Source organism: Lentibacter sp., assembly GCF_965658795.1.
Classification (GTDB): domain Bacteria; phylum Pseudomonadota; class Alphaproteobacteria; order Rhodobacterales; family Rhodobacteraceae; genus Lentibacter.
This window is the reverse complement of record NZ_CBFHTG010000002.1, coordinates 145802-172774: the sequence shown is the minus strand read 5'-3', so window position 1 is coordinate 172774 and position 26973 is coordinate 145802. Positions and strand designations below refer to the sequence as shown.

The 26973-nt window shown below is 61.5% G+C and carries 26 protein-coding genes; 15 read left to right on the top strand and 11 right to left on the bottom strand.

The genetic code is table 11. From position 1 onward, the window contains the following. Positions 1 to 71: 71 nt before the first annotated feature. Together ACTG3X_RS02280 and ACTG3X_RS02275 are read left to right on the top strand one after the other, a co-directional pair. On the top strand, positions 72 to 671 hold the full coding sequence (locus ACTG3X_RS02280; RefSeq protein ID WP_439109610.1) for a 2-hydroxychromene-2-carboxylate isomerase: 600 nt from the start codon (positions 72 to 74) through the stop codon (positions 669 to 671). Next, positions 668 to 1462, top strand: coding sequence for an alpha/beta fold hydrolase (locus tag ACTG3X_RS02275; RefSeq protein WP_439109609.1), 795 nt, complete (start codon positions 668 to 670; stop codon positions 1460 to 1462). The genes ACTG3X_RS02280 and ACTG3X_RS02275 overlap by 4 nt, the downstream gene beginning before the upstream one ends. 64 nt (positions 1463 to 1526) lie before the next feature. Here the strand turns inward: ACTG3X_RS02275 and ACTG3X_RS02270 are convergent, their stop codons facing one another. Both ACTG3X_RS02270 and ACTG3X_RS02265 read right to left on the bottom strand, forming a co-directional pair. Next, the gene (locus ACTG3X_RS02270) at positions 1527 to 2711 is read right to left on the bottom strand and encodes a lytic murein transglycosylase (protein WP_439109608.1); all 1185 of its coding nucleotides are present in this window, start codon (positions 2709 to 2711) and stop codon (positions 1527 to 1529) included. Between the two features lie 57 nt (positions 2712 to 2768). Beyond that, the gene (locus ACTG3X_RS02265; RefSeq protein ID WP_439109679.1) at positions 2769 to 3377 is read right to left on the bottom strand and encodes a TlpA family protein disulfide reductase; all 609 of its coding nucleotides are present in this window, start codon (positions 3375 to 3377) and stop codon (positions 2769 to 2771) included. Positions 3378 to 3399: 22 nt separating this feature from the next. On the opposite strand from ACTG3X_RS02265, the gene argH reads away from it, so the two are divergent. From argH to ACTG3X_RS02240, 5 genes are all read left to right on the top strand, one after another. After that, positions 3400 to 4791: an argininosuccinate lyase gene (gene argH, locus ACTG3X_RS02260; RefSeq protein ID WP_439109607.1), complete on the top strand. Its 1392-nt coding sequence runs from the start codon at positions 3400 to 3402 to the stop codon at positions 4789 to 4791. Next, positions 4788 to 5093, top strand: coding sequence for a DUF2834 domain-containing protein (locus ACTG3X_RS02255; RefSeq protein ID WP_439109606.1), 306 nt, complete (start codon positions 4788 to 4790; stop codon positions 5091 to 5093). The genes argH and ACTG3X_RS02255 overlap by 4 nt, the downstream gene beginning before the upstream one ends. Before the next feature lie 23 nt (positions 5094 to 5116). After that, a complete protein-coding gene (locus tag ACTG3X_RS02250) occupies positions 5117 to 5281 on the top strand; it encodes a hypothetical protein (RefSeq protein WP_439109605.1) in 165 nt (54 codons plus the stop codon). A gap of 62 nt (positions 5282 to 5343) precedes the next feature. Further along, on the top strand, positions 5344 to 6615 hold the full coding sequence (gene lysA, locus ACTG3X_RS02245; protein ID WP_439109604.1) for a diaminopimelate decarboxylase: 1272 nt from the start codon (positions 5344 to 5346) through the stop codon (positions 6613 to 6615). A gap of 35 nt (positions 6616 to 6650) precedes the next feature. Further along, positions 6651 to 9239 (top strand): TIGR02302 family protein, encoded by a 2589-nt coding sequence (locus ACTG3X_RS02240; RefSeq protein ID WP_439109603.1) that lies wholly within the window; start codon positions 6651 to 6653, stop codon positions 9237 to 9239. Positions 9240 to 9248: 9 nt separating this feature from the next. On the opposite strand, the gene ACTG3X_RS02235 is transcribed toward ACTG3X_RS02240, so the two are convergent. Further along, positions 9249 to 10088 (bottom strand): zinc-ribbon domain-containing protein, encoded by an 840-nt coding sequence (locus ACTG3X_RS02235; RefSeq protein WP_439109602.1) that lies wholly within the window; start codon positions 10086 to 10088, stop codon positions 9249 to 9251. A 183-nt stretch (positions 10089 to 10271) separates the two neighbouring features. On the opposite strand from ACTG3X_RS02235, the gene ACTG3X_RS02230 reads away from it, so the two are divergent. Genes ACTG3X_RS02230 through ACTG3X_RS02215 form a run of 4 tightly spaced genes read left to right on the top strand, consistent with a single transcriptional unit; the run spans position 10272 to position 13189 of the window. Continuing rightward, positions 10272 to 10949, top strand: coding sequence for a cell division ATP-binding protein FtsE (locus ACTG3X_RS02230; protein ID WP_439109601.1), 678 nt, complete (start codon positions 10272 to 10274; stop codon positions 10947 to 10949). Positions 10950 to 10957: 8 nt separating this feature from the next. After that, positions 10958 to 11860: a cell division protein FtsX gene (locus tag ACTG3X_RS02225; RefSeq protein ID WP_439109600.1), complete on the top strand. Its 903-nt coding sequence runs from the start codon at positions 10958 to 10960 to the stop codon at positions 11858 to 11860. Beyond that, positions 11860 to 12585, top strand: coding sequence for a lysophospholipid acyltransferase family protein (locus ACTG3X_RS02220; protein WP_439109599.1), 726 nt, complete (start codon positions 11860 to 11862; stop codon positions 12583 to 12585). Before ACTG3X_RS02225 ends, ACTG3X_RS02220 begins: the two co-directional genes overlap by 1 nt. Continuing rightward, positions 12578 to 13189 (top strand): pyridoxamine 5'-phosphate oxidase family protein, encoded by a 612-nt coding sequence (locus ACTG3X_RS02215; RefSeq protein ID WP_439109598.1) that lies wholly within the window; start codon positions 12578 to 12580, stop codon positions 13187 to 13189. Before ACTG3X_RS02220 ends, ACTG3X_RS02215 begins: the two co-directional genes overlap by 8 nt. Positions 13190 to 13196: 7 nt before the next feature. Here ACTG3X_RS02215 and ACTG3X_RS02210 read toward each other — a convergent pair whose 3' ends face one another. After that, positions 13197 to 14303, bottom strand: a complete 1107-nt coding sequence (locus ACTG3X_RS02210) for a class II histone deacetylase (protein WP_439109678.1) — start codon at positions 14301 to 14303, stop codon at positions 13197 to 13199. 119 nt (positions 14304 to 14422) lie between these two features. Continuing rightward, positions 14423 to 14668, bottom strand: a complete 246-nt coding sequence (locus ACTG3X_RS02205) for a hypothetical protein (protein ID WP_439109597.1) — start codon at positions 14666 to 14668, stop codon at positions 14423 to 14425. A 134-nt stretch (positions 14669 to 14802) separates the two neighbouring features. Here ACTG3X_RS02205 and ACTG3X_RS02200 point away from each other — a divergent pair, with 134 nt between their 5' ends. The 3 genes from ACTG3X_RS02200 to ACTG3X_RS02190 all read left to right on the top strand — a co-directional run bounded on the left by ACTG3X_RS02200 (position 14803) and on the right by ACTG3X_RS02190 (position 16357). Further along, positions 14803 to 15522 (top strand): M48 family metallopeptidase, encoded by a 720-nt coding sequence (locus ACTG3X_RS02200; protein ID WP_439109596.1) that lies wholly within the window; start codon positions 14803 to 14805, stop codon positions 15520 to 15522. An 8-nt stretch (positions 15523 to 15530) separates the two neighbouring features. Beyond that, entirely contained in the window at positions 15531 to 15893 is a 363-nt protein-coding gene (locus ACTG3X_RS02195; RefSeq protein ID WP_439109595.1) for a YigZ family protein, read from the top strand. Positions 15894 to 16093: 200 nt separating this feature from the next. Continuing rightward, positions 16094 to 16357 (top strand): DUF6455 family protein, encoded by a 264-nt coding sequence (locus ACTG3X_RS02190; RefSeq protein ID WP_439109594.1) that lies wholly within the window; start codon positions 16094 to 16096, stop codon positions 16355 to 16357. A gap of 66 nt (positions 16358 to 16423) precedes the next feature. On the opposite strand, the gene rimO is transcribed toward ACTG3X_RS02190, so the two are convergent. Then, the gene (gene rimO / locus ACTG3X_RS02185; protein WP_439109593.1) at positions 16424 to 17794 is read right to left on the bottom strand and encodes a 30S ribosomal protein S12 methylthiotransferase RimO; all 1371 of its coding nucleotides are present in this window, start codon (positions 17792 to 17794) and stop codon (positions 16424 to 16426) included. A gap of 113 nt (positions 17795 to 17907) precedes the next feature. Here rimO and ACTG3X_RS02180 point away from each other — a divergent pair, with 113 nt between their 5' ends. Beyond that, complete coding sequence (locus tag ACTG3X_RS02180; RefSeq protein WP_439109592.1) at positions 17908 to 19845, top strand: AsmA family protein; 1938 nt, start codon at positions 17908 to 17910, stop codon at positions 19843 to 19845. Positions 19846 to 19988: 143 nt separating this feature from the next. On the opposite strand, the gene ACTG3X_RS02175 is transcribed toward ACTG3X_RS02180, so the two are convergent. The 5 genes from ACTG3X_RS02175 to ACTG3X_RS02155 form a co-directional block, all read right to left on the bottom strand. Beyond that, positions 19989 to 20507, bottom strand: coding sequence for a hypothetical protein (locus ACTG3X_RS02175; protein ID WP_439109591.1), 519 nt, complete (start codon positions 20505 to 20507; stop codon positions 19989 to 19991). 11 nt (positions 20508 to 20518) lie between these two features. Next, a complete protein-coding gene (lpdA, locus tag ACTG3X_RS02170) occupies positions 20519 to 21907 on the bottom strand; it encodes a dihydrolipoyl dehydrogenase (protein ID WP_439109590.1) in 1389 nt (462 codons plus the stop codon). A gap of 31 nt (positions 21908 to 21938) precedes the next feature. Then, positions 21939 to 22334 carry an MAPEG family protein gene (locus tag ACTG3X_RS02165; RefSeq protein WP_439109589.1) on the bottom strand — a complete coding sequence of 132 codons (396 nt, stop codon included), beginning with the start codon at positions 22332 to 22334 and terminating at the stop codon, positions 21939 to 21941. A 141-nt stretch (positions 22335 to 22475) separates the two neighbouring features. Continuing rightward, positions 22476 to 23969 (bottom strand): 2-oxoglutarate dehydrogenase complex dihydrolipoyllysine-residue succinyltransferase, encoded by a 1494-nt coding sequence (gene odhB / locus ACTG3X_RS02160; protein WP_439109588.1) that lies wholly within the window; start codon positions 23967 to 23969, stop codon positions 22476 to 22478. 3 nt (positions 23970 to 23972) lie between these two features. Next, complete coding sequence (locus ACTG3X_RS02155) at positions 23973 to 26933, bottom strand: 2-oxoglutarate dehydrogenase E1 component (RefSeq protein ID WP_439109587.1); 2961 nt, start codon at positions 26931 to 26933, stop codon at positions 23973 to 23975. Positions 26934 to 26973 lie beyond the last annotated feature (40 nt).

Sequence of the window (26973 nt, the reverse complement as noted above, 5' to 3'; positions counted from 1 at the left end):
ACGCATGGCTGGCAAAGGTTGCACTTGGCACTATTGGCCTTTTGCGCATGAAAAAAGGGAAGATACAGACTATGGCAAAGATGGATTACTACTTCACAACACTCAGCCCCTGGGCTTACCTGTCTGGCATGCGCGCAGAAGAGATCGCAGCGAAGCATGGCTTGGATGTGGTGTATAAGCCACTGGATATTATGTCTCTTTTCGCGCGTACAGGGGGTGTGGCCCCGGCCGAGCGGCACCCTTCGCGGCTTGAGTATCGTGCTCAGGAGTTGCGCCGTCAGGTGAAGAAGGCTGGCTTGGCGATGACACTGCCCAAACCCGCGTTTTGGCCGACAAACCCCGCCCCTTCGAGCTATGCAATTATTGCGGCGCAAGACGTCGGCGGTGATGTGGGTAAGCTGGCTCATAGCCTGCTGCGTGCGTGCTGGGCGGAGGAAAAAGACATCGGAGACGAGGCCGTTGTGCAAGACTGTCTGGAAGCCGCAGGCTTTGAACGGAGCCTGACAACAAGCGGAATGCTTGTTGGCGCAGAGACCTATGCGCGCAATCTTGAAGAAGCTGTCGCGCGTGGTGTCTTCGGTGCACCCTTCTATGTGCTTGAAGATGGTGAGAAATTTTGGGGCCAAGATCGCCTTGATGATATGGACGCCTATCTTTCGGGTGATCTTTGAACGCTCAAAGTCCAGCTGAACAAGCGATCCACGCGCGCCGTCTTGGCGCGGGTGGGCGTGAGGGGCTGATGCTGCATTGTTCGCTTGCGCATGGTGGCGCTTGGCGTGGGCTTGCGGCACAATTCGAGAGTGATTTCAGCTTTGAAGCGCCTGATTTCTTAAGCCACGGGCGCAGTGCGTTTTGGGATGGACAGGGCAGCTATCACGAGGCCTGCACAGCACTGGCCAAGCGGTATCTAGGCTCGCAACCTATTGATGTTATTGGGCATTCTTTTGGTGCCACTGTGGCTCTGCGGGTGGCGCTTGAAGCGCCTGAGAGCGTGCGCAGTCTTGTGCTCATAGAGCCTGTTTTCTTTGCCGTGGCGATGGCGGATGATCCTGATTTTGTGAACGATTTGAATGAGATGAGTGCTCTTTTGGCGGCGGGAGATCGCCGTGGAGCCACGAAAGCCTTTTTGGCGCGTTGGGGCGGGGGCTTGCCTTGGGAGGCGATGCCCGCCGAGACACAACAGGATATGGCCTCGCGCATTCAAGTGATCCCGGATGCAGCGCCGGCCTTGTTTGATGATAGCGCGGATATGTTGGCCGCGGGTCGTCTGCAAGCGCTTGAAATACCTGTTCTTTTGCTGCGGGGCAGCCGCTCCCCGCAGGTCACGGAAACGATCAATTCAGGGCTTGAACAGCGGTTGCCAAACGCAGAGGCGCGGGTGATTGCGGGGGGCTCGCACATGCTTCCGATCAGTCATCCGAAAGATTGCGCCGCCGAGATGCGGCGGTTCTGGGGCCTCTAAAACAGGGTGTTGCAAGCTATGTGGCAGCCTGTATGGCAAGCTGTATGGACACGGGAAGACAGATCTAGCCGAGCGACGCCAAGAGCGCTTTGCTCGGGACGCCTGTGACGGGCCTGCCGTTTGCCTGCTCGTAAGCGCGAATGGCTGCGCGCCCCTTTTCACCGATCACCCCATCTGGCGTGCCTGCTGCAAAGCCGCGCGCATTGAGGCGCTGTTGTAGCGCTTGCCGCTCGCCCGTGTTCATGCCCCAAGGATTTTGTGAAAATTTTGCGCGCAAGGTAGGGCGGCCTGCAAGGCGGTCTGACAAATGCCCCACGCCGATGGCATAGCTGTCAGCGTAGTTGTATTTTTTGATGACATGGAAGTTGTCATAAATCAGGAAGACAGGGCTTTCGGGGCCAGCGGGCAGGATGAGCGCGCCTTTGCCGTGGTCGGGGAGCGCGCCGCCTGTGGCCGCGGCTACGCCAAGCCTGGCCCACTCCCGCGTGTGGCGCGGGTAGATGCGGCCAGTGAGCGCCAGATCGAAGCCTTGCGGTAGGCGCACCTCGACAGCCCAAGGCTGACCTTTGCGCCACCCCTCGGCTTTGAGCAGCGCTGCGGTAGAAGCGAGGGCATCTGTGGGGGCATCGCCCCAGATATTGGCATGGCCCGAGCCGTCATAGTCCTGCGCATAGCGCTGGTAGGTGGAGGGCATAAACTGGGTGTGGCCCATTGCGCCAGCAAAGCTGCCGCGCATTTCATCGGGGCTGGCATGGCCCGCTTCGACAATCTGGAGGGCGGCGAGGAGCTCGGCCTCGAAAAGGTTGCGGCGGCGGCCCTCAAAGGCCAGTGTTGCCAAGGTGGAAAAGACAGGGAGGCTGCCGCGAAACCCGCCATAGGCGCTTTCCATGCCCCAGATCGCAGTGAGCACCTCTTTCTCGACGCCGTAGCGGCGTTCGATCTGGCTGAGCAGGCTGTTGTGACGCTTGAGCGCTTTCTGCCCGTTTGAGAGGCGCGCGCCGCCTGCTGCGCTGGCGAGGTAGTCCTGCAAGGGCTTGGCGACCTCGGCTTGGCGGGCGTCATTGGCCACCACCTTGGGAAGGAAGGTGACACCAGCAAAAGCAGCCTCAAGCGTGCGCTCGGAGATGCCCTTGCGCGCCGCGCGGCGTTTGAACTTGCGCAGCCAGCTCTCAAAGCCTGATCGGGCGGAGACGGGCGAGGCGGCAAAGGCAAGGGCGGTTGCGGCGAAGCTGCGGCGGGTCATGCGCATTTGGGCGGCCTTCCTCTTTAACAGTGTTGGTTTGCTCTCGGCCCAAACGGCCAGGGGCTACTCGTTTGAAGCAATCAGTGTTTTGAGAATGTCTTTGGCGCTGTCAGAGGCCCAGTCGGCATCGCCCAAAAGGCGTGCGACTTCGGTTCCATCGCGCGCAATCAGGACTGTCGCTGGCAGGCCGAGCACGCCCATCTGGCGCGCAACGGCTGAGTTTGCATCGGTGTGCAGGGGCAGGTTGGTGACGCCGATTTCGTCAAAGAAGCGGGCCATGGCGGCGGGATCATTACGGCCTGTGGCAAGGGTGATGACCTCGAAATCCGGCCCGCCCAGCTCTTCTTGCAGCTCGGCAAGCATGGGCATTTCTTTGCGGCAGGGCGCGCACCATGTGGCCCAGAAGTTGAGCAGGATCACTTTGCCTTCGTGCGCATCAAGGGTTTGGTTGCCGCCTTCTGCGAGTGTGTAGGGCGCGCTGGCCAGCGCTTGCGGCTCCGGGTGGATAACCAGTTTTTTCATGTCATCTGTCTGAAGCGCCACAAGTTCTGAGCGTGTGGCCTCCGAGAGGCCGCCTGTGACACCGCCCGAGGGGGCAAAGGCGAAAAATGCGCCGATGATTGCGATTGCGGCGAGTGCGGTATAAACCAGCTTGGAGCGAGACATTTTCATCCTTTCGAAGGCAGTAAAACCCATGAGCAACGACACCTCAAACCAAATGTGGGGCGGCCGCTTTTCGGCTGGCGTAGACGCGATTATGGAGGCGATCAACGCCTCGATCGGGTTTGACCAACGTATGGCGGCCGAAGACATTGCCGGCTCAAGAGCCCATGCCGCAATGCTTGCGGCGACGGGCATTGTCACAGATAGCGATGCCGAGGCCATGAGGGAAGGGCTGCTCACTGTCTTGTCAGAAATTGAAAGCGGGCGCTTCGAGTTTTCGACGGCTTTGGAAGACATCCACATGAATGTCGAAAACCGCCTGAAAGCCTTGATAGGCGAGCCTGCGGGGCGCCTTCATACGGGCCGCAGCCGCAATGACCAAGTGGCGACAGACTTCAAACTCTGGACGCGTGGACAGATGGATGCGGCGATTGGTGGCATCCGTGCGTTGCAAAAAGCGTTTCTGTTGCAGGCCGAAGCCGGGGCGGATTGGGTGATGCCGGGCTTTACCCACCTTCAGACCGCGCAGCCTGTGACATGGGGCCACCACATGATGGCCTATGTCGAGATGCTGGGCCGCGATGCGAGCCGCTTTGAAGATGCGCGCGCACGGATGAACGAAAGCCCCTTGGGGGCGGCGGCGCTTGCGGGCACGTCCTTTCCGATTGATCGCCACATGACAGCCGAGGCGCTCGGCTTTGCGCGCCCTGCCGCCAACTCGCTGGATGCGGTGAGCGACCGTGACTTTGCGCTCGAGTTTCTCAGCGCGGCCAGCATCTGTGCGATGCACCTCAGCCGCTTTGCCGAAGAGCTTGTGATCTGGTCATCTGCGCAGTTTCGCTTTGTGCAGCTGTCTGACAGCTTTTCGACGGGGTCCAGCATTATGCCGCAGAAGAAAAACCCTGATGCCGCAGAGCTGATCCGCGCCAAGATCGGCCGTATTTTCGGGGCCAATGTTGCCTTGATGATGGTGATGAAGGGTCTGCCGCTGGCCTACTCCAAGGATATGCAGGAAGACAAGGAGCAGGTCTTTGACGCGGCCGACAACCTGATGCTGGCGCTGGCGGCTATGGAAGGCATGGTGCGCGATATGAGCGCCAACCGCGAGAGCCTTGCGGCCGCGGCGGGCAGCGGCTTTTCAACGGCGACCGACCTGGCCGACTGGTGCGTGCGGGTGCAAGGCATGCCCTTCCGTGAGGCGCACCATGTGACAGGCAGCCTCGTGGCTATGGCCGAGGCCAAGGGCTGTGACTTGCCTGACCTGAGCCTTGAAGAGATGCAGACCGTGAATGCAGAGATCACGGACGATGTGTTCAGTGTTCTGACGGTTGAGGCCTCTGTTGCCTCGCGCACAAGCTATGGTGGCACAGCGCCGTCTGAGGTGCGAAAGCAGATCGCCCGCTGGAAAGAGACACTGGCATGAGAGCGGTCTGGCTGGCGCTCGCGCTTTGGGGGGCAATCCACCCGATGTATTACTTTGTGAGCTACATGCGCGCAGAGGGTGTTGGCCTGACGGGGCTATCGCAAGCCTGGTATGTCAACGCATCCACAACGGGCCTCACATGGGATCTGATCATCGCGGCGATCAGCCTGACGGTTTGGGTGCTGTATGAGGCCACGCAAAAGCGCGACTGGCTGCGCCTTGTGGCGATCCCAGCGACATTTTGTATCGGCGTGAGCTGTGGCTTGCCGCTTTATCTGTATTTGCGGAGCCGCAAAGGCTAGGCTGCGCAGCATTGGAGGGTGTGATGATGAGAGTATTGATAGCGGGTCTTGGCCTTATGGCGCTGGTTGGCTGTGGTGCGAATGGTGCGCCGGAGCGCCCCGTGGCCCAAGACACGGCCCCCACGCAAACGGGCAGCGCAACTGTCTCGGTGTCTGGATATGCCACCGTGGGTGTGATCAAGCGCTGAACGCGCTTGGCGCGCGCATCAGTTTGCGCTAGAGCAGGCAAAAGCCAGCCAGAGGACGCGCGATGGACCATTTTCTTTACAAAAACGGCGAACTTTGCGCCGAAGATGTGCCTCTGAGCGCGATTGCCGCTGAAGTGGGTACGCCGTTTTACTGCTACTCCACAGCCACGCTTGAGCGCCACTTCCGCCTTTTTGACGAGGCGCTCGCGGGTATGGATCACCTTGTGTGCTACGCGATGAAAGCGGCTTCAAACCTTGCGATCCTGAAGGTGCTGGCCGACCTTGGCGCTGGCATGGACGTGGTCTCCGGCGGCGAATACATGCGCGCCAAAGCGGCGGGTGTTGCTGGTGACAAGATCGTTTTTTCAGGTGTTGGCAAAACGCGTGAGGAAATGAAGCTGGCGCTGACGGGGGGCATCCGCCAATTCAACGTCGAGAGCGAACCCGAGATGGAGCGCCTCAACGCCGTAGCGCTTGAGCTTGGCCTGCGTGCGCCCATCACTGTGCGGGTAAACCCGGATGTGGACGCCAAGACCCATGCCAAGATTGCCACTGGCAAGAGCGAGAACAAATTCGGCATTCCGATTGCGCGTGCCCGTGAGGTCTATGCCCATGCGGCCAGCCTCAAGGGTATTGAGGTTGTCGGGATCGATGTGCACATCGGCTCACAGCTGACAGAGCTTGAGCCGTTTCGGCTGGCGTATGAAAAGGTGAAAGAACTCACGCTCGCCCTGCGCGAAGATGGCCACACCATTCGCCGCCTTGATCTTGGTGGAGGCCTTGGCATTCCTTACGAGCGCAGCAACACTGCCCCGCCTTTGCCAACAGATTACGGCGCTATGGTGAAAGAAGTTCTGGGCGATCTTGACTGTGAAATCGAGATCGAACCGGGGCGGCTTATTGCGGGCAACGCGGGTGTGCTTGTGAGCGATGTTGTTTACGTCAAGCAAGGCGAGGGGCGCCAGTTCCTCATTCTGGATGCGGCGATGAACGACCTGATCCGCCCTGCGATGTATGATGCCTATCACGATATCATCCCTGTGGTAGAGCCTGCGGCGGGTGCCGAGCCTGAGGTCTATGATATTGTCGGGCCAGTTTGTGAAAGCGGCGATACCTTTGCCAAGATGCGCAGCATGACGGCGATGAAAGAGGGTGAGCTGGTCGCGTTTCGCTCGGCTGGTGCTTATGGCGCGGTGATGGCGAGCGAATACAATTCGCGCCCGCTGATTCCCGAAGTTCTGGTGAAAGATGATCAATTTGCTGTCATTCGCCCACGTCCGAGCTTGGAAGACATGCTCGCGCGCGATAGCATGCCAGAGTGGCTAAAGGGCTAAACGCCTCTGAGCCGCGTTGCGAGCGGAGGAGCGGCTTGACCGAAAACCGACCAAAGCCTGAGCGGGTTGATCTTAAAGATCGGGTGTTGCTCACATATCTCGGCCTTTGGGCCGAGCGGCTTTGCGCTGGCTTCTGGCCGCTGTGGTCTGCTCTTCTTGCGACGTTTGCCTTTATTTTCCTGGGTCTGCATGAGGTTTTGCCGCTTGAGCTTGTCTGGGGCTTTTTTGTGCTTGTGGCTGTCGCGCTGGCCTTTGGGGGCTGGTATGCTTGGCGCAGGTTTCTCAGGCCAAGCGCGGAAGATGCGCTTGAGCGCATCGACGCAAGCCTGCCGGGGCGCCCCATTCGAGCGGTGCGCGACAAGCAGGCGATTGGGGCTGGTGATGCCTCGTCAGAGGCGATTTGGGCCGAATACCAGCGCCGGATGATCGAGAAAATACGCTCAGCGCGCGCGATTCCGCCGAAAGTGCGCCTCGCAGGAGTAGACCCGTTCGGGCTGCGCTATGTTGCGCTTTTGTCTTTGGCGGTTTCGCTTTTGTTTGGCTCAGTCTGGCGGTTGGGAACGGTCGCCGAGATCGGCACGCCGCTGACGGGCTCGGCTCAAGCGGCGCTTGGACCCAGCTGGGAAGGGTGGGTTGAGCCGCCGCGCTATACGGGGCTGCCCTCGATCTACCTGAATGACACCGATGAGACCGTGCTGGAGCTGCCCGAGGGCAGCGAAGTCACGCTGCGGCTTTATGGGGCTGCTGGCGAAATCACGGTGAACGAAACGGTTTCGGCACAGCTTGACGCGGTGTCGTCGGTGGCTGCGCCTGAGCAGGGCTTTGCTGTGGTGCGCGATGGGGCGCTTGAAATTGCGGGCGCAGGCGGGCGGCGCTGGGATATTGTTGCGCTGCCTGACACTGCGCCGAGGGTTGAGCCGATGGGGCCTGCAGAGACGGCTGCGGCGGGCACGTTCTCGATGCCGTTTGAGGCGCTGGATGACTACGGGGTTGCGGGCGGCGAAGCTGTGATTGCGCTTGATCTGGCGCGGCTGGACCGGCGCTATGGTCTGACGCTCGCCCCTGAGAGCGAAGCCTCTCTCATCGTGCCTCTGCCCTTGCCTGTCACAGGGGCGCGCAATGACTTTGAAGAAACTTTGTTGGAAGATTTCTCCCAGCATCCATGGGCCAACCTGCCTGTGACAATCACCTTCAGCGCCACCGATGAGGCGGGCCAGACGGGCACAAGCGGGCCGGTTGAGATCAGCCTTGCTGCGCGCAAGTTCTTCAATCCGGTGGCTGCAGCTGTGGTCGAGCTGCGCCGTGACCTGCTTTGGAACCGTGACAACGGCCCGCGCATTGCGCAGCTTTTGCGCGCGATTTCCCATGAGCCGGATGATCTGTTCAAGCGCGAGACAGATTATCTGCGCCTGCGGGTGATCTTACGGCGTCTGGAAGCCAAGATCGCCTATGGCGGGCTGGATGATGACACGGTCTCCGAGCTTTCGGCCGCACTTTGGGACTTGGCGCTGAACTTGGAAGACGGCAATCTTTCGGACGCTTTGGAGCGGATGCGCGAAGCGCAAGACAAGCTGGCAGAAGCGCTGCGCAATGGCGCCTCGGAAGAAGAGATTGCCGAGCTGATGCAAGAGCTGCGCGAGGCCACGGACGAGTATATGCAGCAACTGGCCCAACAGCAGCAGCAAGAGGGCCAAGAGGGCGAGCAAGGGGAGCAGGGCGAGACGATGCAGCTCTCCCAGCAAGACCTGCAAGATATGATGGACCGCATTCAGGAGCTGATGGAGCAGGGCCGCATGGCCGAGGCCGAGCAGGCGCTGCGCGAGTTTCAAGAGATGATGGAGAACATGCGCGTCACCCAGAGCCAGAGTGGGCAGGGCGAGGGGCAGCAGGCCATGGAAGGCTTGGCAGACACGCTGCGCGAGCAGCAGGGCCTCTCGGATCAGGCGTTTCGCGATCTGCAAGAACAGTTCAACCCCAACGCCCGCGCGGGCGAAAGTGGTGAGAACGAAGGCCGCAACGGGGGCCAGGGGCGCGGCGAGCAGCACGAAGGCCAAGGCGAGGGCGAGGGCCGTGCGGAGCAAGGGCAGAATGGCTCGGGCGAAGACGACAGCCAAGGCCAAGACGGCGGGTCTGCGCAACAGTCGCTTGCCGAGCGCCAACAGGCGCTGCGCGACGAGCTTTCGCGCCAAGCCCAAGGCTTGCCACAGATGGGGGGCGAAGCTGGCGAGGCGGCCCGCGAGGCGCTTGACAATGCAGGCCGTGCTATGGAGCAGGCCGAGAGCGCTTTGCGCCAGAACGACCTTGCTGAGGCGATTGACCGTCAGGCCGAGGCGATGGAAAACCTGCGTGACGGCATGGACAGCTTGGGCGAGGCCATGGCACAGGCCAATGAGGGCCAGCAGGGCCAAGACGGCCAGAACGCAGAGACGGCGGGTGGGGAGAGCACCGATCCTTTGGGCCGCAACCGCCGCGGGTTCTCATCGGCAGATGAGGGCATGATCGGGGATGAAGATGTCTACCGCCGTGCCCGCGAGCTGCTGGACGAAATTCGCCGCCGCACCGGGGAAGCGGACCGCTCGGACACCGAGCGCAGCTATCTTGAGCGTTTGCTGGACCGCTTCTAAAGCCTTAGCTTACTCGCTCACGGCCTCGGCCGGGGCTGTTTCGGTGGCCATGCCATCAAGCGTGCCCATGAGGCCACGCACCTGCCCGTCAAGCCAGAGGCGGCCCGTATCGACAAAGCCTGTGTAGCTTTCAAGCGCTGGTGCGAGGGCCGGGACGGCCTCGCCGATCTGGGGGGCGAAAATGTATATCCCGATCAGAACCGCTGCCAGAGCCATAACCAGCAAGAAGCCCCGCAAGAAGCCGCTTTGCTTTGGCGCGGCCTCGCGGGAGGCTGCCACTTCGCTGGCGGTTTTGCGGCGTTCGCTGTCTTTGCGCAGGGTCGAGTTGATTTCGTCGATGTCAGGCAGCACATCGCGGCGCGACCCGCTGGCCGCTGTTGCGGCCGCGACCTTGGCGGGCTTGGGGTCTTCTCCGCGCATCCGTGACATGCGCTCGCTTGCTTCGCGTTGGCGGCGGGCGGCCTCGTCATCAGGTTCGCCGATGCCAAGATCAGGCTGTTCTTCCAAGGCGCTGCTTGCCTCACGCTTGCGCGCCGCGGCTTCGCGCGCGGCCTCTTCGCGCAACACATCTGCCACAGAGGGGTCGAGTTCGCGCTTGCGCCCCTCTGGCGCTGCGGGGGGCGTCTGCACCATAGGCTCTTCGTCGGCTTCTGGCTGTTCGGCTTCGGAGGCGTCCACCTCTTGCGTGAGCGCTTCGCCCAGATCCTCGGCCAGGCCGTGGTCGTTGTCGGGGTGGTTCTGGAACCATGTGTCGCCACAATTGGAGCATTGTACATCCCGCCCACCTTGGGGGATGACGTCATCAGGCACTTCGTATTGTGCGCCGCAATTTGGGCAAACCAGTCTCATCTCGCCCCCTATAGTCCCAAAACGATAACATTTATTTACGGCACCATAGGCGGTAACCTTTTGCTCGGAAAGAGCAAAGACGCATCAAAGCGTCAATGGCTCTGAGCGATTGCAACTTTGCCCGTGCTGGGGCATGGTCTGGCGCGTGCCCGGAGCGGTACAGAGCAGGGTGAGGACGAACGGGTGATCGAGCTTAACGATGTGGCCTACAGCTATGGCGACGGGGAGCTTCTGGGCGATTTGAACGTGAGCTTGCCGACGGGCTCGTTTCATTTTCTGACAGGGCCATCAGGCGCAGGAAAGACCACGCTTTTGAAGCTGTGCTACGGCGAGCTTCTGCCCACGGCGGGGCATCTGCGCTTGTTTGATCAGGATGTGCGCAGCCTTGACCGCGACGGGATCGCCGAGTTGCGCCGCCGTATTGGTGTGGTGCATCAGGATTGCCAGTTTCTCGACCATCTCTCGATTGCCGACAATATCGCGCTGCCGCTCACTGTTGCGGGCCACAGCATTGCCAGCGAGCAGGATAACCTTGCGGAGCTGATGAACTGGGTTGGCCTGCGCGACCGTGCAAGCGCTTTGCCGCCCGAGCTGTCAGGCGGGGAGCGGCAGCGCGCGGCTCTTGCGCGGGCTGTGATTATGTCACCCGATGTTATTCTGGCCGATGAGCCAACGGGCAACATTGATTGGGAAATGTCCCAGCGGCTGCTCACGCTTTTGGTGGAGCTGAACCGCATGGGCAAAACTGTCGTTATTGCCACCCATGATCTGGGTCTCATCCGCGCGGCCAAAACGCAGGTGCAGACGCGTGTCTTGCGGATTGCCAACCGCCGCGTGCAGGCTGCGGGGGTAGACCTGTGATGCGGGCGATGTTTGATTTTGACAAGATAACCGGATTTATCATTGGCGATGCACAGGCCGAGCGCGCCGTGCCGCCCACGGGGTTTACAGCGCGGCTCACGGTGTTTGCTGCGGCTGTGATGGCCTTTCTGGCGGTCTTTGCGCTGGCGCTTTCGGTGTCGGCGGGGCGCCTTGCGGAGCGGTGGTCAGACGAGCTGGCCCAGTCTGCCACGGTGCGGATTTCGGCGCCCGCGGGGCAGATGCAGGCCCAGACAGATGCAGCCCTTGAAGTGCTTCAGACCACACCGGGGGTCGCCTCGGCGCGGGTGCTGTCAGATGCGGAGCAACGCAAGCTTCTGGAGCCTTGGTTTGGCCCTGATATGCCGCTTGAGGCGCTGCCCATTCCACAGCTTATCGAGATCGTTGAAAGCCCTGAAGGGCTTGACGCCGAGGCGCTGCGCATCCGCCTGCTGGGCGAAGTGCCGGGCGCTGTGCTGGATGACCATTCGCGCTGGCGCAAGCCTCTGGCTGCGGCGGCCGCGCGGCTTTCGTTCCTTGGCTGGTTCTCGATTGCGCTGATCTTTGCTGTGATGGGCGCGATGATCACACTGGCGGCCAATGCGGCTTTGGCGGCAAATGCCAAGGTTATCAAAGTGATGCGCCTTGTTGGCGCGAAAGACAGCTACATTGCCAGCGCCTTTGTGCGCCGCTTTACCCTGCGCTCCATGTCGGGCGCGGCTGGCGGCATGGTGCTGGGGGTTGTTGCGGTTGTCATGCTGCCCGTCGGGGGCGGTGAGAGCGGCTTTCTCAGCGGGCTTGGCTTTCAGGGGGGCGGCTGGCTCTGGCCTCTGGTGATCCCTGCCTTGGCGGGGCTTGTGGCCTTTATGGCCACGCAAGCGGCGGCGCGCCGCACATTGAAGGAGCTGCGCTGATGTTGGCGATACGCTGGGTTATCTCTCTGGTTTTTGTGCTGCAAAATGCCGTCATGATGCTTGTGATCGGGCTGGTGTTTTTCCCTTGGGCGCTGATCAGCCCCAAGGGCGCGCGGGCAGCCTGTAAGGCCTATTGCATCTGGGTGCTGTGGACGGCGCGCTGGATGATCGGGCTGAAGCACGAGGTGCGTGGCACGCCGCCCAAAGGCGAGATGCTGATTGCCGCCAAGCACCAGTCTTTCCTTGATATCATCATGATTTTCTACGCGAGCCCTGCGGCCAAATTCATCATGAAACGCGAAATACTGTGGATGCCTGTGATCGGGGTTTATGCCTATCGCATTGGCTGTGTGCCTGTGAACCGTGGCAAGCGCGGCGCGGCCATCAAGAAGATGCTGGATGACGTCAAACAAGGGCTGACAGCGGCGGGGCAGCTTGTGATTTATAGCCAGGGCACCCGTGTGAAACCGGGCGAAAAGCGCCCCTACAAGATCGGCACCTATGCGCTTTACGAGCAGATGGGGCAGCCTTGTGTGCCTGTGGCCACCAATGCGGGGCTGTTCTGGCCCAAGGGGACGATCTTGCGCAAGCCGGGCTTGGCTGTGGTCGAGTTTCTCGAGCCGATTGCGCCGGGTGCGGAGCAGCGTGCGTTTATGAGCGCGCTCGAAGCTCAGGTGGAAGGGCGCTCAGATGCGCTCATGCGCGAAGCAGGCTTTGATGTCTGACGCGTATGTCACAGATATCAAGACATTAGAGGCGCTCTATGGTGCGCCCGGATCAGCCTCTCTGCGCAAGGTCGCGCAGGGGCTGACGCCGCTTTACCACAAGTGGATTATGGCCTCGCGCTTTTGCGTGGTCTCGACGGTTGGCCCCGAGGGAACCGACGGCAGCCCGCGCGGGGACACAGGCCCCGTGGTGCAGGTGCTTGATGCGCAGACGCTCCTGTTGCCTGACTGGCGCGGCAACAACCGTATGGATACGCTGCGCAATATCGTGGCGGACGGGCGCATCTCGCTTATGTTTATGGTGGCAGGCTCAAACACGGTTGTGCGGGTGAACGGGCTGGCCAAAGTGAGCGTTGCGCCAGACCTCTGCGCGCGGTTTGACGACAGAGGCCGTTTGCCGCGCTCGGTGATTGTTATCAAGATCGGTGAGCTCTACACGCAATGCGCCCGTGCGCCGATGCGTGCAGCGCTTTGGAGCGGTGCAGATGACAGCGCGGGCTTGCCCACCGCAGGCGACATCCTTGCGGAGCAAACCGCAGGCGAGGAGGGCGGCGCAGCCTATGATGCGGCCTGGCTGGCGCGCGCAGAAAAAACCATGTGGTGAGAGCGGCTTAGCCGAAGAACTCCACTGCCATTTCGTCAATCAGCCCGGAGAAGAACTGCACCACGCGCGGGTTGGGCTGGCGGGCGGCCACGACCTCTGCCATCGGGTCGGGCGCTGTGATCTGGCTGCCTGACATCTCCTCCATCACCGCGTGGCCACAGAAGGGCACATAGGCCTCCGAGTAGCCCCCTTCATGCGACATCATGAGGCGTCCGCCACAGAGGCGCTCGGCGGCCTCGCGCACCTGGCGGGTCATCAGGCGGAAGGTTTCGGCTGTGCAGAGCTGGTGGCCCAGCGGGTCATATGTCCCTGCGTCATAGCCACAGGCCACGATGATCACATCGGGCTTGAAGCGCTCAAAGGCAGGCACAACGAGCTTCTCCATGGCCTCCAGATAGCTCAGGTGGCCCGCCCCGGCAGGCAAGGGGATATTCATGTTGTGGCCAAGCCCTGCGCCGCGGCCCTTGTCGGCGATAAAGCCTGTGTCGGTGGGGTAGTTGTTTTCTTCGTGCAGCGAGATGGTGAGCACATCGTCGCGCTCATAGAAGATATGCTCGGTGCCGTTGCCGTGGTGGACATCCCAGTCGATGACAGCAAAGCGTTTGGCCAGCCCTGCGGTGCGGGCCGCCTCGATTGCGATGGCGAGGTTGTTGAGCAAGCAAAAGCCGTTGGGCCACTCGGGCAGGCAGTGGTGACCGGGGGGGCGCGAGAGGGCGTAGGCGTTTTTGACCTTGCCTGTCAGCACATCGGCAAGGGCTGTGCGGCTGAGGCCCGCAGAGAGCGCGGCCAGCTCGTAGCCGCCCTTGAGAAACGGGGTGCGCAAGCCGAGGTTGCCGCCGTTGTCATCAGAGAGCGCCTTGAATTTCTGCAAGAAATCAAGGGGATGCACCAGTGACAACTCCTCAACCGAACACATGGGCGCGGTTGAGAGCGCAAGCGCGTTGCTAAGGCCTGTCACATCCATCAGGTTCTTGAAGCGGCGCTTTGTTTCGGGGGCTTCGGGCAGGCCACCCGCCACCAAGGGCTGCACAAGGCCGCCGACAGGCAAGGTCAGTGCAAAATTTCCGCCTCCGTGCCAAAAAGTTTTTTCATCAAAATAAAACCCTGTTTTCAACGTCTCGCCCATGCGCTTTGCCCCTCATCTTGTTTGGCGGCATTAGGGCAATCTTCGCCGCAGATGACAAGCGCGAGATGGGTTTAAGCGGTGCGAATTAACAAAGTCTGAGGCGGGCGTCAGGCGCCCTCTTCGGCGCGCACGAGAGAATAGACCCCCTCGGGCAAATCGAGCGCTGCGCCAAGGTCTTGCACCTGGCTGAGCGAGAGGGTGATTTTTTGGGTGTTGCCTGTGCGCGCATCATATTGCTCAAGCGTCACGCAGTCTTCAAAGGCGTTGATCACAACATCCTCAGCCAAAGGCGCGGCCCCCTCATCCACAAGGGTGATCACGGTGCAGTCAAACTCGTGTTCTATTGAAAACATACCCCCAGAATAGGCGGATGCGTGCCACTTGCAAGGATTGCCTTTCGAGCCTCATCAAAGCGGCGTGAAGGGGCTGGCGCGGCTGCGGGTGCGCCGCTATGCTTTAGCGCGTAGACAACAAGGCGGGCGAAGCGATGTCATTCATCAAAAAGGGTTTTCTGGGTTTGGCTTTGCTGGCTTTGGCGGCCTGTGATGTGCCCGTCGAGACAAGCGCGCCGCTGCCTGAGGCCTCAAGCGGGCAAGCGAGCCAAAGCCAGCTCAGCGCCCGCGCGGCGGCCAGGCAATTTGTCGATGTGGTGGAAACGGTCGAGCCTGTGGCCGAGCGCGAGTGTCGCGCCCGTGCGCCGGGCATGAACTGTGATTTCCGCATCGTGATTGATGACCGCCCCGGCCAGCCTGTGAACGCCTACCAGACGCTTGATAAAACAGGCCAACCCATCCTTGCCTTCACAATCGCCATGATTGCCGATGTGCGCAACGCCGACGAGCTTGCCTTTGTCATGGGGCATGAAGCGGCACACCATATCGAAGGCCATATCGCGCGCCAGCAGCGCAATGCGCAGACGGGTGCGCTTGTCTTTGCGGGGCTGGCGGCCCTCACGGGAGCTGATGCGCAAGTGCTTCAAAATGTTGGTGAAATCGGCGCTCAGGTGGGGGCGCGCACCTACTCGAAAGACTATGAGCTTGAGGCCGATATCTTGGGCACGGTCATTACCAAAAAGGCGGGCTACAACCCTGTGCGCGGCGCGGCCTTCTTCAGCCGCATCCCTGACCCGGGCGACCGCTTTCTTGGCACGCATCCGCCCAATGCACAGCGGATCGAAGTTGTGCGCCAGACGGCCTCACAGCTCTAAGCAAGGCTTTGAACCAGCTTGAAAATATCATCAGCGACCGTGGCTCGCGCTACTCTGTTTCGGGCGGGGCTGCGGCCACCCGCCAAGAGGCCGATGCGCTGCTGAAAGCCCTCAAGAAAAACAAGAAATACGCCAAGGCCACCCATAATACATGGGGCATGATCCTGCCTGACGGCACGCCGCTCAAGGGTGATGACGGCGAGTCAGGGGCTGGCATGGTCATTGTGCGGATGCTGGAGCGCGAGGCGCTTTTGGGCCACGTTGTTGTGGTGACGCGCTGGTATGGTGGCAAGCACTTGGGCGGCGACCGTTTTCGCCATGTGCAAGACGCTGTGAGGGCCTATTTGGACGCCTTCCAGCGGGGGCGTTAAGACTTTCGGCACAGCTGAGTCCGGGGGGGTGATATGTGTGCACCGCGCGTGCACCATGCGTGCACCGCCTGCGCCTGTTTTGCAAAACGGGCCAAAACACGCCGATCGTAACCTAAGCGCGCGCTGTATTTGCGTTATGTCAAAGATCGGGGCGGTTTGCGGGCCTAGCCTTGGGCCATGGCATCAGAAGGATCCGCCGTATGACTGTTTACCATCCAGAGCTGCGCGTGCCGCTCGGCAACCCTGCGCTCCACTTTGAGCTGACACGGCTTGCGGCGGCCAACCTTGGCGTTTGCATGACCACAGCTCTCGCCTCTGGCGCGCTGTCAGGCAAGGCGCACGCCGCCATGATCACCCGCTGCCGCGGATGCCCCTTTGCGCAGGACTGTGTGGAGGCGCTGGCCGAAGGCGATGTGCCTGCGGCGTGTGCCAATCGTCCGGTTTTGTGCGGTTTGGCGGGGTAGCGGGCTTGATGGGTTGGCACCGACCCTACGACGGGCTAGTGCGGGGATGGTGGGTTGGCACCCACCCTACAGGTGGCCCCACAAATCATAGTCGCCTGCTTCATCGACTTCGACGCTGACGATCTCGCCGACTTTCAGCCCCTCGGTGCCTTCGTCGATAAACAGGTTGCCGTCGATCTCGGGGGCATCGGCTTTGGTGCGGCAGGTGGCGATGCCGTCTTCGTCGATGTCATCAATGATCACATCAATACGCTGGCCGACTTTGGCTTCGAGTTTGGCCTCGGAAATGGCTTGTGCCTTTTCCATGAAGCGCTCCCAGCGGTCTTGTTTGACCTCTTCGGCCACGTGATCTGGCAGCGCGTTGGAGCGGGCGCCCGCGACGTTTTCATATTTGAAGCAGCCGACACGGTCGAGCTGGGCTTCGTCCATCCAGTCCAGAAGGGTCTGGAACTCTGCCTCTGTTTCGCCGGGGTAGCCGACGATGAAGGTGGAGCGCAGGGTGATATCGGGGCAGAGGCTGCGCCACTCTTGGATACGGTCAAGCGTGCGCTCGGCGTGGGCGGGGCGCGCCATGCGCTTGAGCGTGTCGGGGTGGGCGTGTTGGAAGGGAATATCAAGGTAGGGCAGGATCAGCCCCTCGGCCATAAGCGGGATAATTTCGCGCACCGACGGGTAGGGGTAAACATAGTGCAGGCGCACCCATGCTCCGAGCTGGCCAAGGCCGCGCGCGAGCGTTGTGATGGGCTGCTCGGTGAGCGCGCGGCGGGTTTCATTGGGCCAGTCAGTGCCATAGGCGGAGGTGTCTTGGCTGATCACAAGCAGCTCGCGCACGCCGTTTTCGACCAGCTTTTCGGCCTCGCGCAGCACGGCTTTATGGGGCCGTGACGTCAAGCGCCCGCGCATGTCGGGGATAATGCAAAACTTGCACTTATGGTTGCAACCCTCTGATATCTTTAGATAACTATAGTGTCGCGGCGTGAGGCTGACGCCCGAGGCGGGCAAGAGGTCAATGAAGGGATCAGGGCTTGGCGGCACGACAGCGTGCACAGCGTCAAGCACCTGCTCGTATTGGTGCGGGCCTGTCACCGCGAGGATGCGCGGGTGATGCTCGCGGATATAGTCGGGCTCGGCACCCAAGCAGCCTGTGACGATGACCTTGCCGTTTTCTTTGAGGGCTTCGCCGATGGCATCAAGGCTCTCGGCCTTGGCCGAATCCAGAAAACCGCAGGTGTTTACGATGACCGCGTCAGCGCCGGAATAGTCTGGCGAGATGCCATAGCCCTCGGCGCGCAGGCGCGTGAGGATGCGCTCGCTGTCAACCAGCGCTTTGGGGCAGCCAAGCGACACCATGCCGATGGTCGGCTGGCCTTCACGGCGTGTTTCAGAAAGCGTGGCGCGGGCAAGATCTGGGCGCAGATCGGGAGGATTTTGTGACATGCTGCGCGTATAGCGGCAGATCTGCGCTGGGGGAAGAGGCTCTGTGCTGTAAGATGTTTGCGATCGGGGCGTGGCTGGCTTAGGCCTTGTGCATAAACTTGGAGGTTTCAGTGATGCGGATTTTGCGCGGTCTTTTCTTTGGTGTGGTTGTCTTTTTGGGGTTTGCCGCTTTGGGGCTGTTTTTGCTGCCCAAAGAGCGGATCGCCAAAGTGGCCAGTGCCGAGATATCCAAGGCGCTGGGGCGCGAGGTGAGCATTACGGGCGATATCGGGCTGAGCGTCTGGCCTGTTCTGGGCGTGAAGACGGGGCCTGTTGTGGTGGCGGGGCCTGAGTGGGACGCGGCACCTTTGCTCAAGGCCGAGGGGCTGAGCATCGGGGTGGGCGCTGCGGCGGCGCTGCGCCGCGAGGTCGAGATCCGCCGTGTCGAGCTGGTGAACCCCGAGATCACCCTGATCACCGCCAAAGACGGGCGCGTGAGCTGGGACTTTGGCGCGGGCGCGCCAGCCGAGAGCGCAGATGCGGGGGCGGCTGGTGGTGTGACCCCCTTTAGCCTTGCGCGCGCCAGCGTGACGGGCGGCACGGTGCTGATTGAGGACCGCAGCACAGGCACGCGGGAAAAGATTACGGCGCTGGATGCGGAGCTGAGCCTGCCTGACATGGCGGGGCCTGCGACGCTGTCACTTGGCGCTGTGCGCGGCGGTGCGGCGCTGACGCTTGAGGCGCGGGTGGGCCATGCCGATGACCTTTTGGCAGGGCGGCTGACGCCTGTGACGGCAAGGTTTGCCACAGCGGGCGGCTCACTGGGCTTTGAGGGGCGGGCCACGCAAGCGTTTGAGGCCGAAGGGCAGCTGAGTGTGAGCACATCAAGCACCTCGACCTTTATGCAAAGCCTCGGGCTGGGCGCAGCCGAGCTGCCGCGCGGGCTGGGGCAGGCGATTGACCTCACCGCGAAGATGACGTTTTCGGGGGGCGAGGTGCTGAACCTGCGCGCAATGACACTGAAGCTTGATCAGAACACGCTGACGGGGGATGCCGACATCCGCCTCGGGGGGGGCAAGCCCAAGATCACCGCCAAGCTCGCGGCAGGGGCGCTCGACTTTGCCGCCCTTGCGGCCTCGGGCGGCAGCGGGAGCAGCAGCGACACGGCAAGCGCTGGGACGGGCTGGTCAACCACCGCGATTGACGCCAGCGGCCTTGCGGCTGTGGATGCTGACATGAGCCTTTCGGTGCAATCGCTGGATGCGGGGATGATCAAGCTGGGCGCAAGCCAGATTGGTGTATCGCTCGACACATCGCGGCTGGTGATGAAGCTGCCAAAGGCCACAGGCTACAACGGGCAAATCACGGGCGAGTTTGTGGTGAACAACCGTGGTGGGCTGTCTGTGGGTGGGAATATCAATGTGTTGCAGGCCGATGTGAAGCCTTTGCTGACCGACCTCATGGGCGTGGAGCGGCTTTCGGGCAAGGCAGACGGGTTTGTGAAATTTCTTGGGTCGGGCAGCACCTTGAACGCGATCATGACTTCGCTGTCGGGCAACGGTGGTATTGCCATGGCGGGGGGGACGATCTCGGGATTTGACCTCAACGGGCTGATGGGCACGGGCAATGGCGAGAAAGGCACAACCGTTTTTGACAAGCTCGGCGCGAGCTTTGACATGGCGGGGGGTGTTTTGACCAATGACAACCTCAACATGGCGTTGCCGCGCTTTACGGCGACGGGCAAAGGCCAAATCGGGCTTGGCGCGCAGACGATCGACTATCTCTTTACGCCGGTGGCGCTCAAGGCCAACAGCGGGCAGGACCTTGCCTTTCCTGTGCGGATCAGAGGGCCGTGGAGCAACCCCAGGATTGTGCCCGACCTTTCGGCGGCGATTGACCTGAACTTCAAGGAGAAGAAGGAAGAGGTGAAGCAGAAGGCGGATGCGGCGATCAAGCAGAAGCTGGAGCAGGAGCTCGGCGTCACTGTTGGCGAGGGCGAAAGCGTGGAGGACGCGGTAAAGCAGGGCGTTGAGGACAAGCTGAAGAAAGAGCTCTTCAAGATATTCGAGTGAGATTTTAGCAGGGTCGAATTGCGCTGCGCGCAATCCGACCGTCTGGGGGGCTAGCCCCCCAGACCGCAGGCAAAGCTGGGGGACCAGTCCCCCAGACCCCCTGGGATATTTGGGGCAAAAAGAAAGACAGGACAGGGCGTGTTTTAGCCGCGTGGGAGGGTGAGCTGTGTGACAGTCATTTGCTTGGTGTCGCCGCTGGCGGGCTGGCTGCGCGTGAGCGTGATGCCCCAGTGATTTGGACTATCTTCGGGGGCATCTGTTGTGAAGATGCGGGCGAGGTCGGCGGGAACTGGTGCGGTGGCTTCGCTGAGCGCGGGGAGCTTTTGGGCGATGAGCGCGGTGATGGCTTGGGCCACAGCATCGCGCTGGGTCTCTGTCATGAGGCGGGTTGCGTCTTTTACGGCGCAGCTTGTGCGCTTCTGGATGGCCTGTAGGCCTGCTGCGTCGAGCCGCGTGATGCGCTGGGCATTTTTGGGCAGGTCTGCGTGCGGGTCGGCCCCGCCGCTTTGCACGGTGGCGAGGCGGCTGAGGCAATGGGTTTCAAATAGCGACACGTAGGCGGCGGCAGGCTCGGGCGGATGGGCCGTTTGCCAGAGGGCGCGGCCCGAGAAGGCCGCTCCCATGACAAGGGCCGCTACAAACGCGAGCTGTGTCGGCTTCATCCGCCTTTGCCTCAGGCGTGGATTGCGCCGTCGCCACAGGCGAGGGCGGCTTCGCGCACGGCTTCCGAGTAGGTCGGGTGGGCGTGGCAGGTGAGGGCGATGTCTTCGGCTGAGGCGCCAAATTCCATGGCCACGCAAAGCTCGTGGATGATATCGCCTGCGGCCGGGCCGATGATGGCTGCGCCGAGGATGCGGTCTGTTTCGGCATCGGCGATGATTTTGACGAAGCCTTCGCCTTGGTGCACGGTCTTGGCGCGGGCGTTGCCCATGAAGTTGAACTTGCCGACTTTGACCTTGGTACCGTCTTCTTTGAGCTGGGCTTCTGTCTTGCCCACGGTGGCCACCTCGGGTGTTGTGTAGACAACCCCCGGGATCACGCCGTAGTTGACGTGGCCATGTTTGCCCGCGAGCTCTTCGGCCACGGCCATGCCCTCGTCTTCGGCTTTGTGGGCCAGCATCGGGCCTTCGATCACATCGCCGATGGCGTAGAGGCCTTTGACGCTGGTGGCCCAGCGGGCATCGGTTTTGATCTGGCCACGGGGGGTCATTTCAACGCCGAGGGTGTCAAGGCCGAGGCCTTCGACAAAGGGTTTGCGGCCCGTGGCAACGAGGACGACATCGGCCTCGACTGTGTGCTCGGCCTCATCCTTTTTGGTCTTGTAGGTGACGCTGGCTTTGCCTTTGGCGGCGGTTGCCGACTGAACGGCTGCGCCCATGACAAAGGTGAGCCCCTGCTTCTCGAGGATACGCTTGAAGGTGCGCTGTACGTCGGCGTCCATACCGGGGGTGATGGCGTCCATATATTCGACCACAGTCACCTCTGAGCCAAGGCGGGCGTAGACGGAGCCAAGCTCGAGCCCGATGACGCCTGCGCCGATGACCACGAGCTTTTTGGGGATTTTGGACAGCTCAAGCGCGCCTGTGCTGGAGACGATTGTCTTCTCGTCAATCTCGACACCCGGAAGCGTGGCGGGCGCTGAGCCTGAGGCGATGACGATGTGCTTTGCCTCATGGGTCTCGTCGCCGACTTTGACTTTGCCTGCCTCGGGGATGCTGCCCCAGCCTTTGAGCCAGTCGATTTTGTTTTTCTTGAAGAGAAACTCGATGCCGCCTGTGTTCTGGCCGATGGTCTCGTCTTTGAAGGTGAGCATCTGCTTCCAGTCGACAGAGGGGCTTTTGCCCTTGAGGCCCATGGAGGCAAAGTTGTGCTCGGCTTCGTGGAGCATGTGGGTGGCGTGCAGCAGCGCCTTTGACGGGATACAGCCCACGTTGAGGCAGGTGCCGCCGAGCGTGTCGCGGCCTTCGACCACGGCTGTTTTGAGGCCGAGCTGGGCGCAGCGGATGGCCGAGACATAGCCGCCGGGGCCTGCGCCGATGATGATTACGTCATATGATGCCATGGGGTGGCTCCTTTGTGGGCTGATGCGCGGCTCAGACGAGCGCTGCAAGGATCATGAGAAGAGTTGCGAAGAAACCGACGCCCCAGACGATGCTGCGCCCGGGGCGCATATCGTAGGCGTAGGCGGGGATATAGGCGATGCGGGCGGCCAGATAGGCCCAGGCGCAGGCGGCTGTGAAGCCTGTGGCCTGATTGCCGAGTGTCACGACCAGAACGGCGATGGTGAAGAGGATGAGCCCTTCAAAATGGTTGTCCAGCGCGCGGCCCAAGCGGGCGGTGCGCGCCGACATTTCGCGGCTTGGCGGGCGGTCACGGGCGGACATGGTGTAGCCTGGCCCCAACTCGCGGTTGGCCGGCACAGCGTAGAGCACAAACTGAAGCGCTTGCAGAAGGGCCGCAAGGGCGAGAACTGTGAGTTCTGGGGTCATAGCTTGCTCTGAGCCTTTGTCTGCGGCGTGGCTATCAGGTGCGGTGAGCTTGTGTGGCGTGATGCTCGGCTGCCTGTCGGCCCGCTTTTGGGGTGGGGCGCGCAGCTTGTGCGCACCCCGGTCTTATATCGCTCTGGTCTATCAGAGATCCATCAACAGGCGCTGTGGGTCTTCGAGGGCTTCTTTGACACGCACGAGGAATGTCACAGCGCCTTTGCCATCGACGATGCGGTGGTCATAGGAGAGCGCCAGATACATCATCGGGCGGATCACAACCTCGCCGTTGATCGCCACGGGGCGATCCTGGATTTTGTGCATCCCGAGGATGCCCGACTGTGGCGGGTTGAGGATGGGCGAAGACATGAGCGAGCCATAGACACCACCGTTGGAGATGGTGAAGGTGCCGCCTTGCATTTCGGCCATGGAGAGCTTGCCGTCGCGGGCGCGGCGGCCTTTCTCGCCGATGGCTTTTTCGATGCCTGCAAAGCTCATCTGGTCGACATCACGGATGACAGGCACAACGAGGCCTGTGGGCGTGCCAGCGGCGATGCCCATGTGGACGAAGTTTTTATAGACCACATCGGTGCCGTCGATCTCGGCGTTGACTTCGGGCACCTCTTTGAGGGCGTGGATACATGCCTTGGTGAAGAAGGACATGAAGCCGAGGCGCACACCGTGCTTTTTCTCGAATTCGTCTTTGTACTGGTTGCGCAGGGCCATCACGGCGGACATGTCGACTTCGTTATAGGTCGTCAGCATGGCGGCGGTGTTTTGCGCCTCTTTGAGGCGGCGGGCGATGGTCTGGCGCAGGCGTGTCATCTTCACGCGCTCTTCGCGGGCAGCATCATCGGCAGAGACCGGCGCGCGGGGCGCTTGGGCGGCCGGGGCAGGCGCTGCGGCGGCGGTTGCGCCAGCGGAGGCGGCGGCTTTCATAACGTCTTCTTTCATGATCCGTCCGTCTTTGCCTGTGCCTGTTACGGCGGCGGCGCTGAGGCCTTTCTCGGCCATCATTTTCTCGGCTGAGGGGGCGTTTTTCGCGCCAGCGGCTGCGGCTGCGGCGGGCGCTGGTGCGGCTTCGGCTGCCTTGGCTGGCGCGGCTGCTGCGGCGTCGCCCGAGCTGATCACGGCGAGTTTGGCTGTGGCATCGACTGTGCTGCCTTCGGCGGCCACGATCTCGGTGAGAACGCCAGCGGCAGGGCTGGGCACTTCGACGCTGACTTTGTCTGTCTCGAGCTCGCAGAGCATTTCGTCTTGGGCGACAGTCTCGCCGACTTGCTTGAACCATGTCGAGACAGTCGCTTCGGTGACGCTTTCGCCCAGTGTGGGCACCATCACATCAACGCTTGCGCCTGTGCTCTCGGCCGCTTTGGCGGCGGCTTTGGGCGCGGGGGCTGCGGCTTCGCCTGCGTTGATTGTGGCGAGGAGCGCATCAACGCCCACTGTTTCGCCTTCGGCGGCAACGATCTCGCCCAATGTGCCCGAGGTGGGCGCAGGGACTTCGACTGTCACTTTGTCTGTTTCAAGCTCACAGAGCATCTCATCGGCTTGCACCGCATCGCCCGGCTTTTTGAACCATGTGGCAACGGTGGCTTCGGTGACGGATTCACCCAGTGTTGGAACGCGAACTTCGGTCATGGGTTATTTCCCTTTTTTCAGTGTGAGCGCTTCGTCGATGAGAGCGGCTTGTTGTGCTTTGTGTGCGGAGGCGAGGCCTGTCGCAGGTGAGGCGCTGGCAGCGCGGCCTGCGTAGACAGGGCGCTGGTGCTTGGCTTTGATACGGCCCAAGACCCATTCGATGTTGGGCTCGATGAAGCTCCACGCCCCTTGGTTCTTTGGCTCTTCCTGACACCAGACCACCTCGGCGTTGGGGAAACGCGACATTTCCTTCACAACCGATTGGGCGGGGAACGGGTAGAACTGTTCAACGCGCATGAGATAAACATCCTCAATGCCGCGGGCATCGCGCTCTTCGAGCAGGTCGTAGTAGACCTTGCCTGAGCACATCACCACGCGCTTGATCTTGTCATCGGCCACAAGCGTTGTGTCGGAGTTGCCGTATTGGGCGTCATCCCAGAGGATGCGGTGGAAGCTTGAGCCTGTTGTGAACTCTTCTGTTTTGCTCACTGCGAGCTTGTGGCGCAGAAGCGACTTCGGCGTCATCAGGATCAGCGGTTTGCGGAAGGTGCGGTGCAGCTGGCGGCGCAGGATGTGGAAGTAGTTGGCCGGTGTGGTGCAGTTGGCCACGATCCAGTTGTCTTGCCCACATTGCTGCAAGAAGCGCTCAAGGCGGGCTGAGGAGTGCTCGGGGCCCTGGCCTTCGTAGCCGTGGGGCAGAAGGCAAACGAGGCCAGACATGCGCAGCCATTTGCTTTCACCAGAGCTGATGAACTGGTCAAACATGATCTGTGCGCCGTTGGCAAAGTCGCCGAACTGGGCTTCCCAGAGCGTCAGCGCGTTTGGCTCGGCGAGGCTGTAGCCATATTCAAACCCGAGCACGGCATATTCCGACAGCATGGAGTCGATGACTTCATATTGGGACTGGCCTGCGCGGATGTTGTTGAGCGGGTAGTAGCGCTCTTCGGTGTCTTGGTTGATGATACCGGAGTGGCGCTGGGAGAAGGTGCCACGGGTCGCATCCTGACCCGAGAGGCGCACGGGGTAGCCCTCGGTGAGAAGCGAGCCGAACGCCAGCGCTTCGCCTGTGGCCCAGTCGATGCCTTCGCCTGTTTCAAACATCTGCGCCTTGCTTTCGAGCAGGCGCGAGACTGTTTTGTGGATGGGCATCCCGTCGGGCGCGGTTGAGAGGCCACGGCCGATTTCGGCGAATGTCTCGGGCGCGATGGCGGTTTCGCCGCGCTGGTAGTCTTCCTTGTCGCGGTTGAGGTGCGCCCATTTGCCATCAAGCCAGTCGGCTTTGTTTGGCTTGTAGTCTTTGCCTGCCTCGAACTCTTCGCCCAGATGGGCCTGGAACGCGGCTTTCATATCTTCGATCTCGCCCTCGGGGATGAGGCCGTCTTTGACCAGCTCGGATGTGTAGAGGCTGAGAGTGGTCTTTTGCTTTTTGATCTTTTTGTACATCAGCGGGTTGGTGAACATGGGCTCGTCGCCCTCGTTGTGACCAAACCTGCGGTAGCAGAAAATATCGAGCACCACGTCTTTGCCAAACTTCTGGCGGAACTCTGTCGCGACGCGCGCGGCGTGCACCACGGCCTCGGGATCATCGCCGTTGACGTGGAAGATCGGCGCTTCGACCATCAGAGCGATGTCTGTGGGGTAGGGCGAGGAGCGGGAGAAGTGTGGCGCGGTTGTGAAGCCGATCTGGTTGTTCACAACGATGTGCATGGTGCCGCCTGTGCGGTGGCCTTTGAGGCCCGAGAGGCCAAAGCCCTCGGCCACGACGCCCTGACCTGCAAAGGCGGCATCGCCGTGCAGCAGGATGCCCATGACTTGCTTGCGCGCGCTGTCGCCGAGCTGGTCTTGCTTGGCGCGCACTTTCCCGAGCACAACAGGGTTGACCGCCTCGAGGTGTGAGGGGTTGGCTGTGAGCGAGAGGTGCACAGAGTTGCCATCAAAGCTGCGGTCGGAGCTGGCGCCAAGGTGATATTTCACATCGCCCGAGCCGTCGACATCTTCGGGTTTGAAGCTGCCGCCCTGAAACTCGTTGAAGATCGCGCGGTAGGGCTTGCCCATGACGTTGGCAAGAATGTTCAGGCGGCCACGGTGGGGCATGCCGATCACGATCTCTTTCACGCCAAGTGCGCCGCCGCGTTTGATGATCTGTTCCATCGCAGGGATCAGCGCTTCACCGCCATCAAGGCCGAAGCGCTTGGTGCCCATGTATTTCACATGGAGGAATTTCTCAAAGCCCTCGGCTTCAACCATTTTGTTGAGGATGGCCTTGCGGCCTTCGCGGGTGAATTTGATCTCTTTGTCGTAGCCTTCAATACGCTCTTTCAGCCAGCCTGCTTCTTCGGGGTTGCTGATGTGCATGTATTGCAGCGCAAATGTGCCGCAGTAGGTGCGGCGCACGAGATCAAGGATCTGGCGCATATTGGCAAAGTCGAGGCCCAGCACCTTGTCGATGAAGATCGGGCGATCCATGTCGGCGTCGGTGAAGCCGTATGACTTTGGGTCAAGCTCGGGGTGCGGTGTCTGCTCGATCATGCCCAGCGGGTCAAGATTGGCAACGAGGTGGCCGCGAATACGGTAGGCGCGGATGATCATCAGCGCGCGGATGCTGTCAAGCACGGCCTGACGCACGGCGGCATCGGTGGCGTCAACGCCTGCTTTGGCGGCGCCTGCCTTGATCTTGCCTGTCGCGGCCTTGGCCTCGGGCTCGCTCCACTCGCCTGTCAGCGCTTGGGTGAGGTCGTCTGCGGGCACAGGTGGCCAGTCGGGGCGGGCCCAGCTCGGGCCTTTGGCCTCGGCCTTCACATCCATCTCGGCATCGCCAAGCGCGGCAAAGAACGCGCGCCACGCCTCATCGACCGAATTCGGATCGGACGCATATTGGCCGTAGAGCTGCTCCAGATACTCGGCATTGTGGCCTTGCATGAAGGAGGAGGCGTGAAACTGGTCGTTGGAGGACTGGTCGGTCATGAGGACACCTATGCGTTCGAGCCTGATGGGTTGCGCGTTT